Here is a 20,728-nt window from a genome sequence, read left to right as displayed (position 1 = left end):
GACGCTATTTAAGTAACGACTTCATAGCTAGATAAGACGCATAACTGACTATACGGTTTCGTACTAGAGCCAACCTTAAATCACTCTTAGTACTACGAGAAAAGCGAACTGATATTACAGCTGAAAAGGTATGCGTTAGCGCAACAATGCACTAGCCTAATGCTTACTAGGGGTGACGGTGTAACGGCATCGCTCTCTCAATACAGTCACTCACAATCTTCATGTTCTAAATATCCTATTTCCCAACCCGTTATCACTATCTAGGTATTCAGCTTTAGCGTTATATACTTTACTATATAACGGTGTTTTTGCTCGTAGGATCTGAAGATGAAGAGCTGGAAAGCGGCCATTGCTGCTGTTGTTATATCTGTATCGTCTTTTTCAACGGTTGCCGCTGAAAAGGTGACCGTATTTGCCGCGTCGTCATTGACCAATGCAATGAACGATGTAGTGTCTGCTTATCAGCAGAAAACTGGCGAGAAACCAACGGTTTCCTATGCATCTTCTTCGGCATTAGCACGTCAGATTGCCCAAGGTGCACCCGCTAATATTTATGTTTCTGCCAATGAAAAATGGATGGATTATCTTTCCGAGCAAGGTGTGATTGTACCGTCAACGAGAAAGCCCCTCCTTCACAACAGTTTAGTGATGGTGGCGCCTAATGATTACCCGCAGCAACATATCACCTTGGATGACTCATTCGATTTCAGCAAAGCTTTAGATGGCACACGTTTAGCCGTTGGTGATCCTAACCATGTTCCAGCAGGGATCTACACCCAAGAGGCTTTGGAAAATCTCGGCTTGTGGATTCAAGCGGAGCGCTTACTCGCAAGGGCAAATAATGTACGTGGTGCATTGTTGCTGGTTGAAAGACAAGAAGCATTACTGGGCGTGGTGTATAAAACCGACGCGCTGATCTCCAAAAAGGTAAAAATCGTTAGTCAATTCCCTGTAGAAAGCCATACCGCGATCAGCTACCCAGTGGCGATGGTTGAAGGGCAGCAAAACGAGAGTGCCAAAGCGTTCTATGATTTCCTTAGTTCTAAAGACGCTGCGGCCATTTTCTCTGAGTATGGCTTCGAAGACATTAACTCCGACGACATAAACTCCGAAGATATTAACGTCGAGGACGTGAACCTCGAGGAAGTGAAATAGTGCTAACCGAGTATGAAGTTCAAGCACTGTTGCTTAGCTTGAAAATTGCCAGTGTCGCTGTCGTTATTAGCCTGCCTTTTGGTATCATTTGCGCTTGGTTGCTGGCGCGCTGTCAGTTTGTCGGTAAGTCGCTATTAGATGGCCTAGTGCATTTACCTTTGGTTTTGCCCCCGGTTGTGATTGGTTATTTATTGTTGGTTGTCATGGGGCGACAGGGTGCAGTAGGCAAGCTGTTGTATGACTGGTTTGGCCTGACATTTAGTTTTAGTTGGCGTGGCGCTGTGCTGGCTGTGGCTGTAGTTTCTTTCCCGCTTATGGTGCGCTCGATCCGGTTGGCGCTAGAAAGTGTCGACTACAAGCTTGAGCAGGCTGCCCGCACATTAGGGGCGAGCCCGCTTAAGGTGTTTTTTACTATTACTTTGCCGCTGACGCTCCCGGGGGTGTTAACTGGGGCTATTTTGGCCTTTGCCCGAGCTTTGGGGGAATTTGGTGCCACCATTACGTTTGTTTCTAATATTCCGGGTGAAACGCAAACTATTCCCTTGGCGATGTATTCATTTATTGAAACACCAGGTGCAGAACAGCAAGCTGCACGGTTGTGTGTTATCGCCATCGTGATTGCGCTTGCGTCGATATTGGCTTCAGAGTGGTTGTCGCGCGCAGCTAGGCAGCGTTTGGAGGCGAGATGATAGAGATTGATGTTAAACAAAAGCTGGGTGATTTGGATATGGATATCCAGCTTCAGTTGCCCATGCAAGGCATCACCGCCATTTTCGGCCGCTCTGGTGCGGGCAAGACGTCATTGATTAATGTATTGAGTGGATTAGCAACACCTGATTCTGGTTCTATCTCACTTGGGCAGCATGTCCTATATAACCAGCAGGCAGGGATAAATTTGCCGCCTGAGAAGCGTCGAATCGGTTATGTATTCCAAGATGCCAGGCTTTTTCCTCATTATACAGTCGCAGGTAACCTAAACTACGGCTGTAAGGCGGAAGATGCTGAGCAGTTCCATTCAGTGACTCAGCTTTTGGGGATTGAACATTTACTAAAGCGCTATCCAGCCTCTTTATCCGGGGGGGAAAAACAGAGGGTGGCAATTGGCAGGGCATTGCTTTCCAATCCTTCAATGCTACTGATGGATGAGCCTCTCGCTTCGCTTGATCTCCCCCGTAAGCAGGAACTGATGCCTTATCTAGAGCGATTGGCTAAAGAGGTACAAATACCTATTGTCTACGTCACTCATAGCCTTGATGAGATCCTACGCCTCGCAGATCATATGGCAATGATCAACCAAGGCAAAGTGGTGGTGTCAGGGCACATTAATAGTGTATGGGGCTCACCCGAGATGCGGCCTTGGCTGCCAGCCAAAGAGCAGAGTTCACTATTGAGTGCGCGAGTTAATCACCACCACCCACACTATGCACTAACACAGGTGATGCTTAACCACGACTCGTATTTATGGGTAAACAGGTTGCAAAGCCTTCGTGGTGAGTGGGTTCGGGTGCGCGTGCACTCCAACGATGTTTCAATCACCAAGGTGAAATCTGAGCAAACCAGTATCCGAAATATTTTGGCCGCAAAGGTTGATAAGATTCACCCGGTTGATGAGCAAGAACGTATCGAAGTGCGTTTGAGAGTGGGGGAGGCGCAATTATGGGCCAATATTACGAAGTGGGCAGCTGACGAGTTGTGTTTGTCGATTGGTGATAAGGTTTTTGCTCAAATTAAAGGTGTCAGTGTGACCCAAGAAGATTTAGCTACAATGTAATACTACACCGGCTATATTTATTATACCCAAGTACCATGAGGTTACTTGGGTGTAATAAGTACCATTTTAAAATGGTACTTATTTTATTTTTATCTGTCGATTTTTAAAGATAAAAAAATAACATCTATAACTATTTTGTCTTTCAAAATAGTCTGTGAAATATACAGTCACTTATTTTTCCTGCCTAAATTTCTTTCAAAGATTAATATTGAATGAATAATGGTACACAAGAGTAAGAAAAACATTACATATCCAATTTCTCGTGTGATTATGATTAAGTTTAATTTTTTCATTATCTTAAATGAGTTTGACGGTTTTAAATAATACCTTTGCAATGTTAATTGTTTGTCAGGTCATTGAGAATATCAGCGTTGCATATTGAATCGTTAAGCATCGAGTCAGTATAGTGTGTCCCGTAAAAAGCGATTAGCAAAATTATTTATTGTGTTTTATTAAGCTAAATAAATACTACTTTTATTATATTATTTAGCGTAATATAGCACACCTAATGCAAACAAGGTCTGTTATGAAAGCTTTACCCGTATTTATGTTATCTGCGCTGTTGTTGGTTGGTTGTGGTTCTGGTGGTTCGTCATCAGGTGATGGCACGGGCTCTACGCTCCCAGATGGTGGTAATGGTTCTGGCGGTGATAACGGCTCCGGGGATGATAACAACTCGGGTGGTGATAACGGTTCCGGCGGTGATAACGGCTCAGGCGGTGGTGACGATGGAAACACTGAACCAGCACCAGGCCCAGGGGATACTTTCGCTGAGCAAATGCTATATGCAGTGAACCAAGCGCGTTCACAAGAGCAAAACTGTGGTGGACAAATCATGCCTGCAGTACCTGCACTGACTTGGGACTATGATCTAGAATCAGCTGCGTTCACGCATTCAAGCGATATGGCCAATAACAACTTTATGAGTCACACTGGCTCTGATGGTAGCTCACCAGAAGACCGAATTAATGCGACCGGCTATTCATGGTCTACATGGGCAGAAAACGTTGCTGCGGGCCAGAAAGATATCGATGCAGTAATGGCAGCATGGATGAGCAGTGCTGGCCACTGTAGAAATATTATGAATGGTACTGTTACTGAAATGGGTGCTTCCTACGTTGAGAACTCTTCAACACAGTACGGTATTTACTGGACTCAGGTGTTTGCTAAACCACGTTAATTCAGACACTCATTTAAAGCAAATTAAGCCGCCATTATTGGCGGCTTAGTCATATGCGTTGAATGATGGCAATATTCCCATCACTGAAGTAATGGTTAGATTTAGAGTAAGCGACGGGTTCTCCCAGCCTTTTTAATTGGGTTCTCCATCCTAATTTTTCAGCATTTATCAATAGTGTATCTCGCTCATTATCGATATCAGGGTCAATGCCATGCAAGATGGTAATTAACCCCTTATAGTGAGCTAACTTTAATCTGTCATCATAACTGATTGAAGCAAGCCAAATATCCTGATTTTTTTCTTCAGACTTACCTACGTACCACCATCGAATATGTCTTCGGTTAATCAAATCCCCTTTGATTTGATAGGCTAATAATTGCGGTTGTTGATTCCAATACAAGTCTGAAATTGGCGGCTGTTGATCTGCCATTAATTCAAGGTATTGAGATAAATCCAATTTATCGCGGGAAAAGGTTTTATTTTCAACCCAGCCTAACTCTGTCATCAACGCGCTAGGATGAGCCCCATACAGGATGATATTGATCGGCTGCGCTTTGTACACAGGTGATAACCCAGGGTAAACAGAGTAATCGAGCTTGCTCAGAGATACATTTTCCAACGCTGTTGCCTGGGGCGCTGCGGCTTGCGCCTGAGTGATCCACTCAATGCTATAGGCTTCACTGTGGAAGAAATGGTAGTAGTTGGCGGTGGTCATTGCCATTATCCAGCAGCTAGCCATAAGTAACCATTTTTTCCAGCGATAGATCCGGTAAAGGATCACCGATACAATCAGTGATACTAGGCAGGCGATGAGTAGCACACTGTGTTCTTGGAAAAATAGCCCGACAGACTGCCAGCTTGGCAGTATTTCAATCCCCTTGCCGATAAAGAATCCAGCCAGGGTAAATTGACCAACGCCAAGGAACAAACCAATGCTTGAGTACAAAGTAAATGTTGTCCAGCGCATGGTATAGCTACCAGCGAGAAAGGGCATTATCCAAGCAACAGGTCCTAGTAAACGTGAGGCTGTGACAATCCAAGGCCCCTTTCTATGTAAGATCAGACGCGTCTTGGCGATTGGACGTTTAGTTTTGCTGAACTTGCACATTAATAAACGACGCCCCTTCGGCCCGCATCGGCGACCAATCAAGAAGCTGATTTGATCGCCAATAAATCCACCGGCAAGCACGGCGAGTAAGCCGTATATGGCACCACTGCTTAGCAGATAGCCGGCAGCAAGCAGGAACGGCTCTCCTGGGAAAAATAAGTTAGGTCCAATCAGGGCATCAAGGAAGCTCCCTCCGAAATACCACCACCAAGCAACGTCATGCATGAATTACTTTGCATCCTTGTAATGATCAAATTGGTATTCCATTTCGTTGTTTCGCATTTCACCGAGGAAGAAGCGGCGAACATTGGCTTTAAGGTAGGTAAGCCCCATTTTGATAAAGCCTTCCTGCTCCAAGCGGCGCGGATCAAACCCAAAGCTCACAGGGATCATGCGATAGCGCCAGGTCTTGGCTGCACGTTTGGCATAGTCGCAGTCCTCACATAGCACTATGGTCTGGTCAAAGCCGCCGATTTCATTGTGGGCTCGCTTGGTTGAAAACATGCAGGCGCCAACAGCGGTTGGAAAGAAAAACGACGTGGTGAACAAGCCAGCGTTAAACAACCCATAACCCATTTTGTAGCCAATGGATAAGTCTTTGGCCGCCATATAGGCACCTGCAACTTCTAATTTGCGGTTGTCTAACTCATAGAGTGCATTGGTTAGGAACGTCGGGCTGAGCCTTACATCGGCATCAAGGAACAACAATCTTTCATGCTTGGCGAGTTGTGCGCCCGTATTGCGGCCAAGGCTCGTACCACGGTCATTCATTTTGTGAACGGTTAAGCTTGGTAGCGCTTGCTCAAAGCCTTTTGCCACTTCACAGGTGTTGTCTTCACTGTTTGAGTCGACAACGATGACTTCAAATTGCTGGTGGCTCTGTTTACTAAGGTCGTCCAGTAGGCGGCCGATACGTTTTTCTTCATTTAATGTGATGATCACAATGCTTACAGGTGTCATAACTATCTCCGGTTTTTGTCTTAACTGAGGATAGTTTGCAACCCTGTGATTGAATTAATGCTGAGAGCTTAATTCATATTGTATTCATGTTCTTGTAACGAGACTGTCTGGCGGTGAAAGAAAAGCTGTATTTTATCTAATAGCCAATTGGGGGCATCTGAGGGAAGATCATGCCCGGCATCGGGGTGGAGCATTAATGGGATATGCCAAGCAGATGCCAGTGCTTTGCTGCATGAAATATCAACCAGAGCATCATTTTGGCTGCCAATTAACAACGTTGTCGCAGAAGGCTTAGCATCATAACGAAATCGACTGGCTGCATAAAGTTGGCGCAGGGCATTTGTTGCTGATACAGGATTGGATAACCGCCACTCAAGCCACTTGTTTTTCACGTTGGGCTGAGTCTTTTTCGTTGTCATTTCAAATATGATGGATTCACGTTGCTTATCGGAGGCGAAGAAGTAACGCACAATATTAGGGTATTGCTGCCACTTGAGCCTTTTATAAAAAGGGGAGTAGTTGCTGAGGCTTGAGTTGATCAATATGGACGAATGAATATCTTGCGGGTATTTTCGCATCCACTCCATGGCGATCATCCCTCCCATTGAAATCGCAATAATATCAACCTTAAGCGAATCACCTGAAGAGTGGGTAAGATCCCATTGAGCTTGGTGAGTAGCTAGTTGGGATTTCAAGTCATCAACCATTTCAGTGATAGCTGTAGATGATTTTTCAAGGTAACGGACGCCATTACCTGCAATGTCATAGGCGATGACTTGTCGATTAGGAAAAGCGGCCTGTAGCTTTACGGCAAAGTCACCCCAGTGACGAGTTTCTCGTAGCAACCCTCTGATTAAGAGGATAGGGCGGTGGGGTCTGTCGGCTAATTGGGGTCTATGGGTTTCAGACTTCATATTACTTTTTGGCGCTATCATCGAGATCATTCGGATACCACAGTGATTTGGCTTGTTGAGCAAGCACTTGGTTTTGTTCACTCAAATACCAGTTTCTATAAGAATAGGTGGCATTCATCAGAAACTCTGTGAGCGTAAGGTGTGTGCGCAGGACGCGCTGTATTCTATGGGGTTTTACAGGGTGAAAGAGTCCTATACGATCCATGAGTTGCAGCGGGTTTTTTCTTACCCATCGCCACGAACCCATCTCTAACGTGATAGGAAGTAGATGACGCTGATGCTTTTCTGCTTGGTCGTAAAGGTAGTCCCATAAGTCTCCATGGCAGGTGTAGTGTTTGGTTTGGGGCTCGAATAAGTAATTTTGGTGCGGGAAAGCGTTAAAAAAAAGCTCTCTCAGGTGATATAAAGCGCCAATCTGAGAGATAGGCTGGAGTTTGCTTTTTGCATAGGGAAACCATAGGCGGTCTTTGGTTCCAAAGCCTGAGTGGCAGTCAAGGGCAAGGGTAAACGGGCTAGACTCAGCCACCTTTAGTACTTCACTGGTTAAAGCCTTAGCTTCGATTTCCATCGCTTGCTCTGCTATCCCTCGGTACCAGGGGATATATTTCGAGACGCGATGCCCCCCGACTAGCCAGGCCGTGGGCTCTGTACTGTCAATGGGAGCATTCCGCATCAAATCAACATGATTACCGTTGGAGCGGTATCGCTTTGCCATTCCAACAGGGTTCAGCAAAGGCATAAATACAAGCTTAACTCGGCTTAGCTTTTGATGAAGGGACTCATCCCAATGTAGCCGTTGGCATAAGCTATCCAAGAGGGAGATAACGACTTGGCTGCCAATGCGCTCTAAGCCGTGGACGCCTCCGACAAAAAACAAACAAGGGGAGTGTTTATCAATCGCACCGATACTGATTTTATAGATGGGGAGAGGGATATTATCGAGCTCGGCATAGCTCACCACTTCTGTAGTGGTATTGATATGGCTAAGGGTTGGTAATGAATGGTTGATTAATGCTTCAAGCTGCATGAGCTCGGGTAATCGTTGGTAAAGGTTTTCTTTGAACAACGCGCTGCACTCCTTCGCCATACTCTATGTGCCAACGGGTCTACTGGCTATTCAGCATACTATCTATTTGGTATGACAGGCGAATGTCAGTATAAACCCTGAACACAGTGTTGATCGCAGGGATGAGCACAGGGTTGAGTATAGAGGGGGAGGAAGCAATCGCTACAAGCTAGGTGGAGAGCATTGTAGCAATTGCGGAGTGCATTAGTGGGATTGACTGTATTTTTTAGCTGACTCTAATTGATACGCTTCAACATCGTGTACCCATTGGGGGCGATTGATAAATCTTGCGATAACGAAGCCCGGTAATACAAAGAGAAAAAGCGGTAATGCTTCATGTAAATACGCATTGGCCAACACCTCTTCATGTGTAATGAAGTTTAAGGCAGCGAGAACACTAAAGATAAAGCCAAGTACAACCAGAATTGCTGAGATCACCAAGCCTATGCCCAATAAATCCCTAAGATAAAGCCTAGAAGCATTCATATCCATTTCCTCATACAAATACGAGGATAAATATACTCTCATTCATCACGGCTGTTGTGATATTGGTCACATATACCCAAGCTACTTCAAGGTGCAGGATTCAGAGGGTTGTCAGAGCATTCAATGCAAGGCGAAGGTTTGCAGGAATGGCATTCCCTTTCAAAAAGCTTCAACGAAGGAGTGAATGGGCTGACACCCTCCCGAAGGGCGAGTTTTCTATGCTTCTATACTGCGTTATTGTTTCTCGATTTAGAGCAACTAGATCTTCAAAACAATGCCTTGTCTATAAGCTTAGAAATTCTCGCTGAACCTGCATCTTGAAGTAGCTTGGGTATATGGTTATGCCAAAACATACTTATTCGTTTATTGATATAAGGCAAATTTTGAGCAAATCAGTGCGTTCTAGAACGTGTAACGTACGCCTAGCTGATAGCTGGTCATTGAATACTTATCAATGGTTGAATATGAAAAGTTAGCTTCTATTTTCATGTAATTAGAGACATTAAATACATTGCCTACTCGGTACTCATTGAATGTATCTTTTAGCTGGTCGCTACGGAATGACGGCTCAATCATCCACGTATCAATAGGTTGGAAACGTAACCCTATTTCAGCACTAGCCCCCGATTCACTGTATTTTTGATCCTTGTGCCCGATAATTTCACCTTGCTCAAGGTCTAGGTGGGCTAAACCCAATGTTGTATACAGGGAAAGAGAGGTTGTTAAAGGGTGATAAAAGCCTACCCCCGCAACTTGGTGTGATAGGGAGACTTGATTACGCTTGGATAGATTAATTTTACCTGTTAGGTAGAGTTGATGAGTGAAGTTCCAACTGCCTGCTAGATAAGCGCCAGCCATACCGTCAGCAATGGTCGTTTTCTCGTTGTCATTATAGAAATAATGAGAGCTCGTGAACTCATGACTTAACCCGGTGTACTGGAAGCCGCCGCTGATATAGTTGAATTCAGTTGTCGCTTGATCGGCATTGGCAAGCGGAGAGCTTAGAAATAGTGCAGTTACCGTGAGCGTACGGAGTGTTTTTTTCATGAGGGTGTGTGTATGGCAGCTAGTGGGTGTTGCTGCGTATCATACAAGTATAAAAACATTGTTCAATAATATATTGAACAATGTTCGTATTAATTTGTAACGAGTAGTATGGTTTGGGTGTTAATTAACCTGTTTTGCTAAAGCGCCCACTTAAAAGCGTTATGGAAGAAGGCTTTGCCATCCGTTTCAATATTATGACCGTGAGATAAGATGATTCGGTCGAATGGCCAGGTAAGAATTTCTTGCAGCGACTGCCTGAGTCTTGTTTTGTTCTGGAACGTCCTCCTCCAGTAAAAGGGCATCGCAGGGTGCTGGTAACAACCGTTGGCGAGTGCTAACGCCATCGTGAAGATATTGGATGAAGGACGAAACCATGCAAGTGTATCGCCGACGATCAAGGTGTTAGAGTGTGGATCGCAAAAGATCACTTCTTCCATCCGGTCGCTACCTCTTAACAGAGTTTGATATAGCTGGTGCTGCCAAATCTCAGGGCTTTTAGCACTCAACGCATCATCAAAGGCAAGGTCGGTTCGTTTAGTCTGTAGCCCAGGAGGCGCGAAAAAGTACGCTTCAGGGTAGGCGAGCCACCATTCAGACAAAAACAAATGGTGGTTCATGTTGGGGGTGACAATAGCTTGGATAGAGCCTAGCTGGCTCAGCTCGAGCTGGAGCGCTGTGGTTAACTGAATAGGGGAGTGGATCAGAAGTTTGTCATTCTCTAGCCTGATAACCGTCATCCTTGCACCAACAGGAATGCCATTCAGTTTGAATGGCATATCCCGAGTCCAGAGCCGATCCTTGCTCCATTCTTCCATAGTGGTCATCCTTAACCAGTAGTCTTGGGGCTTAGAAGCCCATTAGCTTCAGTAAATTTTCCGCTGTTTCAATGGCCTGCTGACGGTTGGCGATATTCAATTTTTGATACAGGTTGCGAATGTGCGTTTTGATGGTCGTTGAAGCGACATCAAGTTCTGATGCAATTTGCTCGTTACTGTACCCGGTATAGATTAATCCCAGTACCTGCCATTCACGTTGGGTGAGTGGGCTGGTACGGATGAGCTCAGGGACGTCCGGTAGGTTAAGCAGCTTCTCGACAAAGTTTTCATCAAAATGAACCGAACGGTTACGTTCTTTGCTCGTCATTTCTCTCAGTAGTTGGCGGGCTCGGTGAAGTTCTAGCTCATTCAGTGCCTTGGTATCGACCAACTCTTGGATCAGATCACAAATCTGGCTACCGTCACAAAGGAAGATACCAACCATGCCTGTACTATTTGTTAATTCAAGCGCTTGCTTCATTTGAGCCAAAGCGAGCTCTCTACGCCCCTGGCGCTTGCTTAGTACTGCTTGCACCACAAGGTTACGGTTCTTGTCTGTGATCAGATTGTGCTTATCACAGCTCTCATCGAGCATATTGAAAATACTCTCAGCACGCTCATAGTCACCAATGTTAACGCATGCACGGCCAATATTACGCCATTGAAGCTGCTGGAAGTGGTTACAAGCCGCTTCAGGTTGCTCTGCGTGGATTAACCACTGCTGGATGCTGTCTATGTCACCTGTGATTTGCCAGTAAAGTAGATTGGCCAAGTCGGTATTAGCACGCCAGTCGATATGATAGATCGAACGGCTCATTAAGCTGTTGCAAAGGTCGAGATAACGGCATGCTTTGTCTTGCTCTCCACGTGTAATGGCAATGCGAGCCAGCATTGAGTACGCATGGAGTGATTTGGTCTCGTCATAAGGTGCCAGCACTTCCAAACTTTTTAATGCCGACTCTTCCGCTTCTTCCAGACGGTTCCAACACCAAAGGATCTGAGCACGGAGGCGTAGTAGGAATTCGTGCAAAGGTACTTGCTGCAAATGCTGCTCTTTGACAAGTTTGAAAGCCTGCTCAAGCAATTCATAGGCATTTTGAACATAGCCCTGTGCCAATAAAATCTCGGCTTGTTGAAGCAGTGCCCATAACGCCTGGTGATAAACATGGTATTGGCGTGCCATCTTTTCCGTCTGCTGCATCATAGGCAACGCACGGCTTAGGTTACCTAAGCAGTGGTGCACTTCACCGACAACGGATGTTGCAACAATACGGCTACGGTAGGTCGTAGACGGGAGTTGTCCCAGCGCTTGCTCAGACAAAATCAAAGCATCGTCGGGTTTACCTTGGTTGATGGCCACTTGCGCACGAAGGGCATTGAACTCACCTTGCAGGGCGTCATCAAGCTCGATATCACGTTTTGCAAACTCGGTCTCTGTCTCTACAATCATGTCACCCACATCGTTGTACAGGTGCTGGCTTTGTAGCAGCCACATGTGGAGCAGGTTTAGGCGAGGCTGGCTATAGAGCTCTTCGGCATCGATGTGTTTCAAAGCATCTTGTAATAGTTTCATCTCACCGTGATGGAACATTTCCCAACCGAAATCACACAGGATATTGATTACCAGTGCAGTATCTTCACACTTTTGCGCGTGGAGTAGGGCTTGTTGAGGTGAATTCTGTTTCAGCCATGCTTTGGCGGCTAAGGCGTGTAATTCAGCCCTCTGCTGTGGGATCTGGGAGTAGCGCTGGTGGCGCAGGAACTCGGCAAACAGGTTATGGAAGCGGTACCAGTTGCTGTCACCTTCAAGTGTATTGAGGAATAAGCCAAAACGGTTGAGGGATTCAAGAACGGCTAACGCGTCACTACGCCCCGTGAGGTCAGTCACCAATTGCGCATTGAACATATCCAATACCGAGCACTGCAATAGGAATTGCTGCGTTTCACCATCAAGCAGGTCAAACACTTCTTCTGCTAGGTAATCCCATAGGTGGCCACGGTTAAAGTTTGCCATAGATTCAGCAGACTCAACCAGATTGTGTGGCTTTTGCTGGGCGTGCAAGGCGATCAACTGTAGTGCTGAGGGCCAGCCTTCCACTTGGTGGTGGAGTGTTCTTAACACGTTTTCTTCGATGCTCTCACCAATACGCTTGTCGAAAAAGCGGGTGGTCTCTTCTTCATCAAAGGCCAGCAGGTCATTATCAACCTCAATCAGCAAATCTCGTATACGAAGGTTCGCAGTACCAAGCGGTGGTAATGTCCGGCTGGTAACAACCAAGGTTAGGTTATCCGGCATATGCTTGAGGAAGAAGCGCAGGCCATCGTGGATATCATCGTTGTTGATGAGGTGGTAGTCGTCGAGGACTACGTAGGTCTGCTCATGGTAATCCGCTAATTCACCAAACAGTTCACTAAACAGAGTAGAAAGGCAAGCAAACTGGCGGCGCTCAGCCATGGCTTGGGTTTTCAAGCAAGCGTTATTCGTCGCTTTGTTGATGGTTTGCAGTAAGTAATTGGCAAAGCGGAAGGTATCGTTGTCATTCTCATCGATGTTGAACCAACCGGTATGCGGGTGCTCATTCAACCATTGGGCTGCCATGGTCGTTTTGCCATAGCCCGCAGGTGATCGAAACAGCACAAGACGGTAAAACGGGGCCTGCTCTAGCGTTTCCAGCAATCGGGGACGCAGTATTGCATTATGAAGGCGTGCCGGACGAGTTAATTTAGATGGTATCCACATAGTCTTGCTATCTTATTGTAAGGTTTCAGTTCCATTGTCGCTCAGGAGCATTGCTCTGACTAAAATATGTTATCTGAGCATTTATGCCGTGTAATCCTGCTAATCATTTCAAAAAATTGCAGAGAGGCATTTGATCTAGTTAATAACTTTGACAGCGCATTAGGTTGAATTCAGCAAAAGTTGTCAACTCATCCCTATATTTATGACACAGTTCACATATCTCTGATTTTTCATCATCTTGTATCTATTCAATTGCACATGAAACGTTAGTCTGTATTTGTGACTTTAAATGCATATGGATGGGCGTTTAAGTCTTTCTACACCCCAGAATTTTGCATTGTGTCACATAAAGTGGGGGAGATTCGTAACTACGCCCCTCCCACTCATCCCTACTCCTCCCTAGTTCGGGAGGATGTTAGCGCTGATAAATACAGGCAATATTGTCAGCAGTTGGAAATAATCCTAGAGCGAGATTGAACCATGCCTAAGAATGGTCAGACACAACAATTTGATAAAGCCGCTTTCCAAGCAGCAGTAGAAAAACACCTCACAACAACTTACGCATCTACAGTAGAAACTGCGACTGAACGCAGTTGGTATCTAGCAATGGGTAAAGCGCTGGCTGAAATCAGCACTGGCAACCTATTAGCTACAGAAAAGAATCTTGCTGAGCAGAAAGCTCGCAGTGTTAACTACCTTTCACTGGAATTTCTGATCGGCCGCCTAACAGGCAACAACCTAATCAGCATGGGTCTATACGAAAACGTTGCTGACGCCATGGAAGAAATGGGTCAAAATCTAACAGATCTGCTTGAAGAAGAGCGTGACCCTGCACTGGGTAACGGTGGTCTAGGTCGACTAGCCGCTTGTTTCATGGACTCACTAGCCGCTCAGGAATACCCTGCAGTAGGTTACGGCCTGCATTATGAGTACGGTCTGTTCCGTCAGTCTTTTGTTGATGGCCGTCAGGTTGAAGCACCAGACGCATGGCGTGGTATCGAAGGGTACCCATGGGAAGTTCTTCGCCCTGAACTAAACCAACAAGTAAACCTTTACGGTCACGTTGAAGGTTACACCGATGAAAACGGTGTTGAGTGCCGCCGTTGGGTACCGGCTATGTCAGTTGAAGGTGTTGCTTGGGACCTACCAATTGTCGGTTACGACAACAAGAGTGTTTACCCGCTACGTCTATGGGAATGTCGCTCGAACGCACCGTTCAACCTAGCGCGTTTCAACGACGGTGACTACGTAGGTGCGCAGTACTCTGCACTAGAAGCAGGTAACGTCACCAAGGTTCTTTACCCGAACGATAATCATGACCAAGGTAAAGCACTTCGCCTAATGCAGCAGTACTTCCACTGTGCTTGTTCGGTTGCAGATATCCTGCGCCGTCACGAAGCTGCGGGCAACTCAATCGAATCACTATCTGAGTTGGAAACCATCCAGCTTAACGATACTCACCCAACTATCGCTATCCCTGAGCTAATGCGCATCCTTCTTGATGAGTACAAGCTAGGCTGGGACAAGGCGTGGGAAATCTCTTCGAAGACCTTTGCTTACACCAACCACACCTTGCTTCCAGAAGCTCTGGAAACGTGGAGCGAAGCATTGATCCAGCAGATGCTACCGCGTCACATGGAAATCATCTTCGAAATCAACCACCGCTTCATGAAGCAGGTTGAGCAAACTTGGCCGGGCAACAACGAAGTGAAGCGCAAGCTTTCTATTATCCAGGAAGGCCCACAGCGCATGGTACGCATGGCGAACCTATGTGTTGTCAGTACATACGCTGTAAACGGTGTAGCGGCGCTTCACTCTGAATTGGTTAAGCGCGACCTATTCCCAGAGTTCAACGAGCTGTTCCCAGGCCGTTTGACCAACGTCACTAACGGTGTAACGCCTCGTCGTTGGATTAAATACTGTAACCCAGGCCTTTCTGCGCTGATCAGCGAGAAAGTAGGGGATGACTGGCCAGCAAACCTTGAGAAAATTGCAGGTCTAGAGAAGTTCGCTGACGATGCAGCCTTCCAGAAGCGCTACATGGCAGTGAAGAAAGAAAACAAACAGCGCCTGGCTGACTGGGTAGAAGAAAACATGGGTATCGAGCTGGATACTGATGCGATCTTCGATATTCAAATCAAGCGTCTGCACGAATACAAGCGTCAGCACCTAAACTTGCTGAACATCCTGGCGCTGTACCACCGCCTATTGAACGACCCAACGTTTGATATGCACCCACGTGTGTTCTTCTTCGGTGCGAAAGCGGCACCGGGTTACGCACTGGCGAAAGACATCATCTTTGCCATCAACAAAGTGGCAGAGAAAGTGAACAACGACCCACGTCTTGGCGGCAAGCTGAAAGTGGTATTCATTCCTGACTACCGCGTAAGCCTGGCTGAAATCCTGTTCCCAGCGGCTGATGTCTCTGAGCAGATTTCAACTGCAGGTAAAGAAGCATCTGGTACGGGTAACATGAAGTTTGCCATGAACGGCGCTCTGACTATCGGAACGATGGACGGCGCAAACGTAGAGATGCGCGAAGAAGTGGGCGACGAAAATATCTTCATCTTCGGCCTATTGGTTGATGAAGTACAGAAACTGAAGCAGGAGGGTTACGACCCTTACCGTTACTACCATGCTGATAGCCTTCTACGCGCAGCACTGGATTTGTTAGAGACCGATGAATTCACACCAGGCAACCCTGGCCAGTTGGCGGCAATTCGCCACAACCTGCTGGACGGTGGTGACCCTTACCTGGTACTGGCTGACTTTGCCGATTACGTGAAGACGCAAGAGAAAATCGATGCGGAATACCGTGACCAGAAGACATGGGCTCGCAAGGCCATTCTGAATACGGCACTGATGAGCAAATTCAGCTCAGACCGTAGTATTCGAGACTACGCTAACAACATCTGGAATCTAGAGTCAGTTTCACTGTAACTGCTCTAGGATGCAAAAAAAGTACGAATTGATATCAGCAAAACTTTAAACATCGTAGCGGCCGCAAGGCCGCTAACGGAGAGAACGATGAAAGACGATCAAGTATTAAAACAAGTGGCAGACATGGTCGGCATTGCCGATAACTATGTCAGTGCTTGGGGGGATGAAGCGCAAGTTGACAGCGATACAATCCGTCGCCTGTTGGCAGCGCTAGGTTACGACACCAAAAGCGATGAAGCTTTGCTGGAATCGGCAAACAAGAAGCTTCGCCCTGATGTGCTAGCACCTGTAAAGGTTGTTCGCAGTGGTGAGCCAATGCACATTGAAATGCATTTGGGCCAAAGCGCACGTATCAGCGATTTCAGCTGGCGCTTGGAAACCGAGCAGGGTGATGTGCTGGAAGGTTGGCTGCAATCACAGCTTGTTTCCGACGAGCGCACAGACGGCGGGACGTTGGTTTTCGCATTGCCAGATGATCTGGAATGGGGTTACCACAAGCTTGAGGTGTTCCGTAAGCGCCGTAAATCTCCTTTTGAAATGACTTTGATCGTGACTCCGACTGCTTGTTTTAAGCAGGAAGACTTGCTGAATAACAAGAAGCTTTGGGGTACCAGCGTTCAGCTGTATTCAATTCGTACCAACCACAACTGGGGTATTGGTGACTTCGGCGACCTGAAGCAACTGGTTGCTGATGTTGCTGCCCGTGGTGGTGACTTTGTGGGTTTGAACCCAATCCACTCCTTATTCCCAGCGAACCCTGAAGGTGCGAGCCCATACAGCCCATCTTCACGCCGTTGGCTGAACCTGATGTACATTGATGTTAGCTCAGTCACTGAGTTTGCCCAGTGTGATGAAGCACAACAGCTTGTCGGTAGCCCTGAGTTCCAGCAGCGCCTGATTGAAGCGCGTGATGCGAACTGGGTAAACTATAGTGAAGTGTCTTGTCTGAAAATGGCTGTTTTGCCTCTGTTGTTCAAAACGTTCAGCGAGCGCCATCTTGAGAAAAACACTGCGCGAGCGCAGAAGTTCCAGCAGTTTGTTGAAGACGGTGGCGAGAGCCTGCTGCACCAAGCGGCATTCGATGCGCTACATGCTGAGCTGAAGAAAGAAGACGATAACACTTGGGGATGGCCTGTATTCCCTGAGCAGTACCGCCACTTCGATAACGCGGCCGTACAGACGTTTATCAAGAAAAACTACTCACAAGTACAGCTATTCATGTACCTGCAATGGCTGGCTGATACCCAGTTGGCAGAGGTGAATGAGCTGGCTGAAGAGAAAGGCATGACCATTGGTCTGTACCGTGACCTTGCAGTTGGTGTTTGTGATTCAGGCTCAGAGACGTGGGCTGACCACGGTGCGCTTTGCCAGGACGTCAGTGTGGGCGCGCCGCCAGATATTCTTGGTCCTCTAGGCCAGAACTGGGGTCTACCTCCGCTAAACCCTGAAGTGCTAAAAGAGCGTTCATACGAGCCGTTTATCCAGCTTCTTCGCGCGAATATGCGTAGCTGTGGTGCATTGCGTATCGACCACGTTCTTGGCCTGTTGCGCCTATGGTGGATCCCGAAAGGCGAATCGGCACAAAACGGTGCTTACATGTACTACCCAGTTGAAGACATGATGTCGATTCTGGCACTTGAGAGCCATCGCTACCAGTGTACAGTTATCGGTGAAGACTTGGGTACAGTACCTGATGAAATCGTTGATAAGCTAGCGACAGCCGGTATTCACTCATACAAAGTATTCTTCTTCGAGACAGCGGAAGACGGCGGTTTCTACTCACCGAAACACTATGCTGACCAGTCAATGTCTGCTCTGTGTACGCATGACATGCCAACACTTCGCGGTTTCTGGCATTGCGATGACCTTAAGATGGGCGAAGAGCTCGGCTTGTACCCGAACAAAGAGCAGTTGGAAGGTTTGTTTGATAGTCGTGCCGAAAGCAAACAAAAAATCCTTGATAGTTTAGCTTGGCATGGTTATCTTCCTGAAGGGGTTGGGCATGATGCTGCATATGTGCCGATGGATCAGCAATTGAGCGAAGCCATGCAACTCCACCTAGCTGCCGGCTCTAGTGCTTTGTTGAGCCTACAGCTGGAAGACTGGCTAGAAATGGACAAGCCAGTCAACATTCCGGGTACCGTTGATGAATACCCGAACTGGCGTCGTAAGCTATCGACCACATTGGATGATATCTTCACCCGCCAGAATATTGTTGACTTGACTCGTCGTTTAACCGACACACGAGCAGAAGCATCAAACAATAAGTAATATCAGGAGTAATGCGTTGGACACACTTACAGTGACCCGCAGTGATAAGGAATACATGCAGCTCGAGAGAGCTGCATTTTCAGACCCATTTTCATTTTTAGGCCCTCAATATCAGTCGACTGACATTGCACTTCGTGTGTACATGCCGGGTGCTGATTCTATTGAAGCAATAACTGAAAACGGTGAACGTTTTACCCTCGCACGCGAAGCTGATAGCGGTTTTGTGCTCGAGGGTGATTTCGATTTTACCACTGCACTATATCAACTTGTCGTTAACTGGCCGCAAGGCGCACAAACGATTTACGACCCTTACCAATTCCACAATCTGATTCAGTCAAGTGAAGCACTGGCAGACCCATCACTGATGCACAGTGAAATGGGAGCCCAGCTTGTCACTTTGAATCGAGGCAGTTCTTCTATCTCCGGCGTACGTTTTCTTGTATTTGCGCCGAATGCCTCAGCAGTAAGTGTCGTTGGCCACTTTAATGCGTGGGATGGCCGCCGTCACCCGATGCAACGCCTTGATGATGGTCTATGGGGGCTATTCATTCCTGAACTTGAGGAAGGCACCCTATATAAATTTGAGCTGAAAGACAGTGCAGGTGAGGGACTACCTCACAAAGCTGACCCATGGGGCTATCAATCGGAGCAACACCCGTCGTTTGCCTCTAAAGTCTTCGATCAGGCGAAATATGATTGGCAAGATAGCGCATGGCAAAACCGCCCGGTAACAGCTAAGCACCAGCAGGCGTTGTCATTCTATGAGCTGCACGCTGGTTCATGGCGCAAGAACGATCAGGGTGAGTTCCTGAACTACCGCGAGCTTGCCGATGAGCTAATCCCTTATCTAAGCGATATGGGTTACACCCACGTAGAGCTGATGCCGGTTTCTGAGCACCCGTTCTATGGTTCATGGGGTTACCAGCCAATCGGCCTGTTTGCACCAACCAGTCGTTTCGGTTCACCGGATGACTTTAAGTATTTCGTTGATCAGTGTCACCAGGCTAACATTGGTGTTGTCTTGGACTGGGTTCCTGCCCACTTCCCGTCAGACGATCATGGTTTGGCGAATTTCGACGGTACGGCACTCTTTAATGACCCTGACCCACGCCGCGGTTGGCACCAGGACTGGCAGAGCTACATTTATGACTACGGTCGTGACCATGTACGCCGTTTCCTAGTGTCGAATGCTCTGTTCTGGTTTGAGCACTACCACATTGATGGCCTGCGCGTTGATGCGGTCGCGTCAATGCTCTACTTGGATTACTCCCGTGAGCACGACCAGTGGATCCCGAACCATGAAGGCGGCAACGTAAACTTTGATGCTGTCAGCCTGCTGCGTTGGGTGAATGAAGAAGTATACCGTCACTACCCGAATGCGATGACCATCGCTGAAGAATCAACGGCCTTCCCGGGCGTGACTAAGCCAACCGATATGGGTGGCTTGGGTTTCGGCTTCAAGTGGAATATGGGATGGATGCACGATAGCCTTTCTTACATCAAGGAAGAGCCAATTCACCGCAGCTATCACCACAACACCATTACTTTCCCTATGGTGTACGCATTCAGCGAAAACTACGTATTGTCACTTTCCCATGACGAAGTGGTTTACGGCAAAGGTTCAATGCTCGACAAGATGCCGGGTGATGAGTGGCAGAAAACTGCTAACCTACGTGCTTACATGGGTTACATGTATGGCCAGCCGGGTAAGAAGCTTAACTTCATGGGCGCTGAAATCGCCCAGAGCGCTGAGTGGAACCACGATGGACAGCTAGAGTGGCACTGGTTGCAGTACCCGCGCCACAGCGGCATGCAGTCATTGGTTAAAGACTTGAACACGCTCTACACCTCAGAGCCTGCAATGCATGAGCAAGACTGTGATCCTGCTGGCTTTGAATGGCGAGTTCAGGATGATGCCGAAAACAGTATTTTGGCCCATGAACGTATTGCGCTCAATGGTGTAAAAGTGCTTGTTGTCAGCAACTTTACGCCGGTACCGCGCGAAGGTTACTTACTTGGTGTTCCAGCAGAAGGTGAGTACGAGTTGCTTGTGAACACCGATGATGAGAAATACTGGGGTGGTAACGCACCAGTGAAGACATCTATCGCGACAGAAGAAGTGCCGAGCCATGGCTTAGCGCAGTCTATCGCAATCGATCTTCCGCCACTGGCAACGGTGTTCTACCGCTTCAAGTGTTAATTACCCGTTAGCCTGTTGCTTAAAATAAACCCATCACTGATAAAGTGGTGGGTTTTTTCTTTTTCGTCACTTTCA

The 20,728-nt window shown here is 47.1% G+C and carries 15 protein-coding genes; 7 read left to right on the top strand and 8 right to left on the bottom strand.

The features are described from left to right. The first annotated feature begins 327 nt into the window (after positions 1-327). The 4 genes from modA to ACXAGQ_RS19235 all read left to right on the top strand — a co-directional run bounded on the left by modA (position 328) and on the right by ACXAGQ_RS19235 (position 4,106). Positions 328-1,155, top strand: a complete 828-nt coding sequence (modA, locus tag ACXAGQ_RS19250) for a molybdate ABC transporter substrate-binding protein (RefSeq protein ID WP_475255999.1) — start codon at positions 328-330, stop codon at positions 1,153-1,155. After that, entirely contained in the window at positions 1,155-1,844 is a 690-nt protein-coding gene (modB, locus tag ACXAGQ_RS19245; RefSeq protein ID WP_475255997.1) for a molybdate ABC transporter permease subunit, read from the top strand. Before modA ends, modB begins: the two co-directional genes overlap by 1 nt. Next, positions 1,841-2,926 carry a molybdenum ABC transporter ATP-binding protein ModC gene (gene modC, locus ACXAGQ_RS19240; RefSeq protein WP_475255996.1) on the top strand — a complete coding sequence of 362 codons (1,086 nt, stop codon included), beginning with the start codon at positions 1,841-1,843 and terminating at the stop codon, positions 2,924-2,926. The genes modB and modC overlap by 4 nt, the downstream gene beginning before the upstream one ends. A gap of 526 nt (positions 2,927-3,452) precedes the next feature. Next, positions 3,453-4,106 (top strand): CAP domain-containing protein, encoded by a 654-nt coding sequence (locus tag ACXAGQ_RS19235; protein WP_475255995.1) that lies wholly within the window; start codon positions 3,453-3,455, stop codon positions 4,104-4,106. Positions 4,107-4,155: 49 nt separating this feature from the next. Here the strand turns inward: ACXAGQ_RS19235 and ACXAGQ_RS19230 are convergent, their stop codons facing one another. The 8 genes from ACXAGQ_RS19230 to malT all read right to left on the bottom strand — a co-directional run bounded on the left by ACXAGQ_RS19230 (position 4,156) and on the right by malT (position 13,242). Then, a complete protein-coding gene (locus ACXAGQ_RS19230) occupies positions 4,156-5,439 on the bottom strand; it encodes an LssY C-terminal domain-containing protein (RefSeq protein ID WP_475255994.1) in 1,284 nt (427 codons plus the stop codon). A gap of 3 nt (positions 5,440-5,442) precedes the next feature. Beyond that, a complete protein-coding gene (locus ACXAGQ_RS19225) occupies positions 5,443-6,174 on the bottom strand; it encodes a glycosyltransferase (RefSeq protein ID WP_475255993.1) in 732 nt (243 codons plus the stop codon). Between the two features lie 68 nt (positions 6,175-6,242). After that, positions 6,243-7,088, bottom strand: coding sequence for an alpha/beta fold hydrolase (locus ACXAGQ_RS19220; protein ID WP_475255992.1), 846 nt, complete (start codon positions 7,086-7,088; stop codon positions 6,243-6,245). A 1-nt stretch (position 7,089) separates the two neighbouring features. Continuing rightward, a complete protein-coding gene (locus tag ACXAGQ_RS19215; RefSeq protein ID WP_475255991.1) occupies positions 7,090-8,175 on the bottom strand; it encodes a M14 family zinc carboxypeptidase in 1,086 nt (361 codons plus the stop codon). A 183-nt stretch (positions 8,176-8,358) separates the two neighbouring features. Beyond that, complete coding sequence (locus ACXAGQ_RS19210; RefSeq protein ID WP_475255989.1) at positions 8,359-8,640, bottom strand: D-fructose-6-phosphate amidotransferase; 282 nt, start codon at positions 8,638-8,640, stop codon at positions 8,359-8,361. A 402-nt stretch (positions 8,641-9,042) separates the two neighbouring features. Further along, entirely contained in the window at positions 9,043-9,687 is a 645-nt protein-coding gene (locus tag ACXAGQ_RS19205; protein ID WP_475255988.1) for a hypothetical protein, read from the bottom strand. A gap of 137 nt (positions 9,688-9,824) precedes the next feature. Continuing rightward, a complete protein-coding gene (locus tag ACXAGQ_RS19200; RefSeq protein ID WP_475255987.1) occupies positions 9,825-10,502 on the bottom strand; it encodes a DUF4336 domain-containing protein in 678 nt (225 codons plus the stop codon). 31 nt (positions 10,503-10,533) lie between these two features. Then, entirely contained in the window at positions 10,534-13,242 is a 2,709-nt protein-coding gene (gene malT / locus ACXAGQ_RS19195; protein ID WP_475255986.1) for an HTH-type transcriptional regulator MalT, read from the bottom strand. A gap of 480 nt (positions 13,243-13,722) precedes the next feature. Between malT and ACXAGQ_RS19190 the strand changes: the two genes are divergently transcribed. From ACXAGQ_RS19190 to glgB, 3 genes are all read left to right on the top strand, one after another. Next, entirely contained in the window at positions 13,723-16,182 is a 2,460-nt protein-coding gene (locus ACXAGQ_RS19190; protein WP_475255985.1) for a glycogen/starch/alpha-glucan phosphorylase, read from the top strand. Between the two features lie 87 nt (positions 16,183-16,269). Beyond that, on the top strand, positions 16,270-18,453 hold the full coding sequence (gene malQ / locus ACXAGQ_RS19185) for a 4-alpha-glucanotransferase (protein WP_475255984.1): 2,184 nt from the start codon (positions 16,270-16,272) through the stop codon (positions 18,451-18,453). A gap of 55 nt (positions 18,454-18,508) precedes the next feature. Beyond that, on the top strand, positions 18,509-20,653 hold the full coding sequence (gene glgB / locus ACXAGQ_RS19180; RefSeq protein ID WP_475256638.1) for a 1,4-alpha-glucan branching protein GlgB: 2,145 nt from the start codon (positions 18,509-18,511) through the stop codon (positions 20,651-20,653). The last annotated feature ends 75 nt before the right edge of the window (positions 20,654-20,728 follow it).

It is taken from the genome of Photobacterium sp. ABD4_091 (assembly GCF_056160145.1).
The sequence above is the reverse complement of the archived record's forward strand: the minus strand, read 5'-3'. Positions and strand labels throughout refer to the sequence as shown.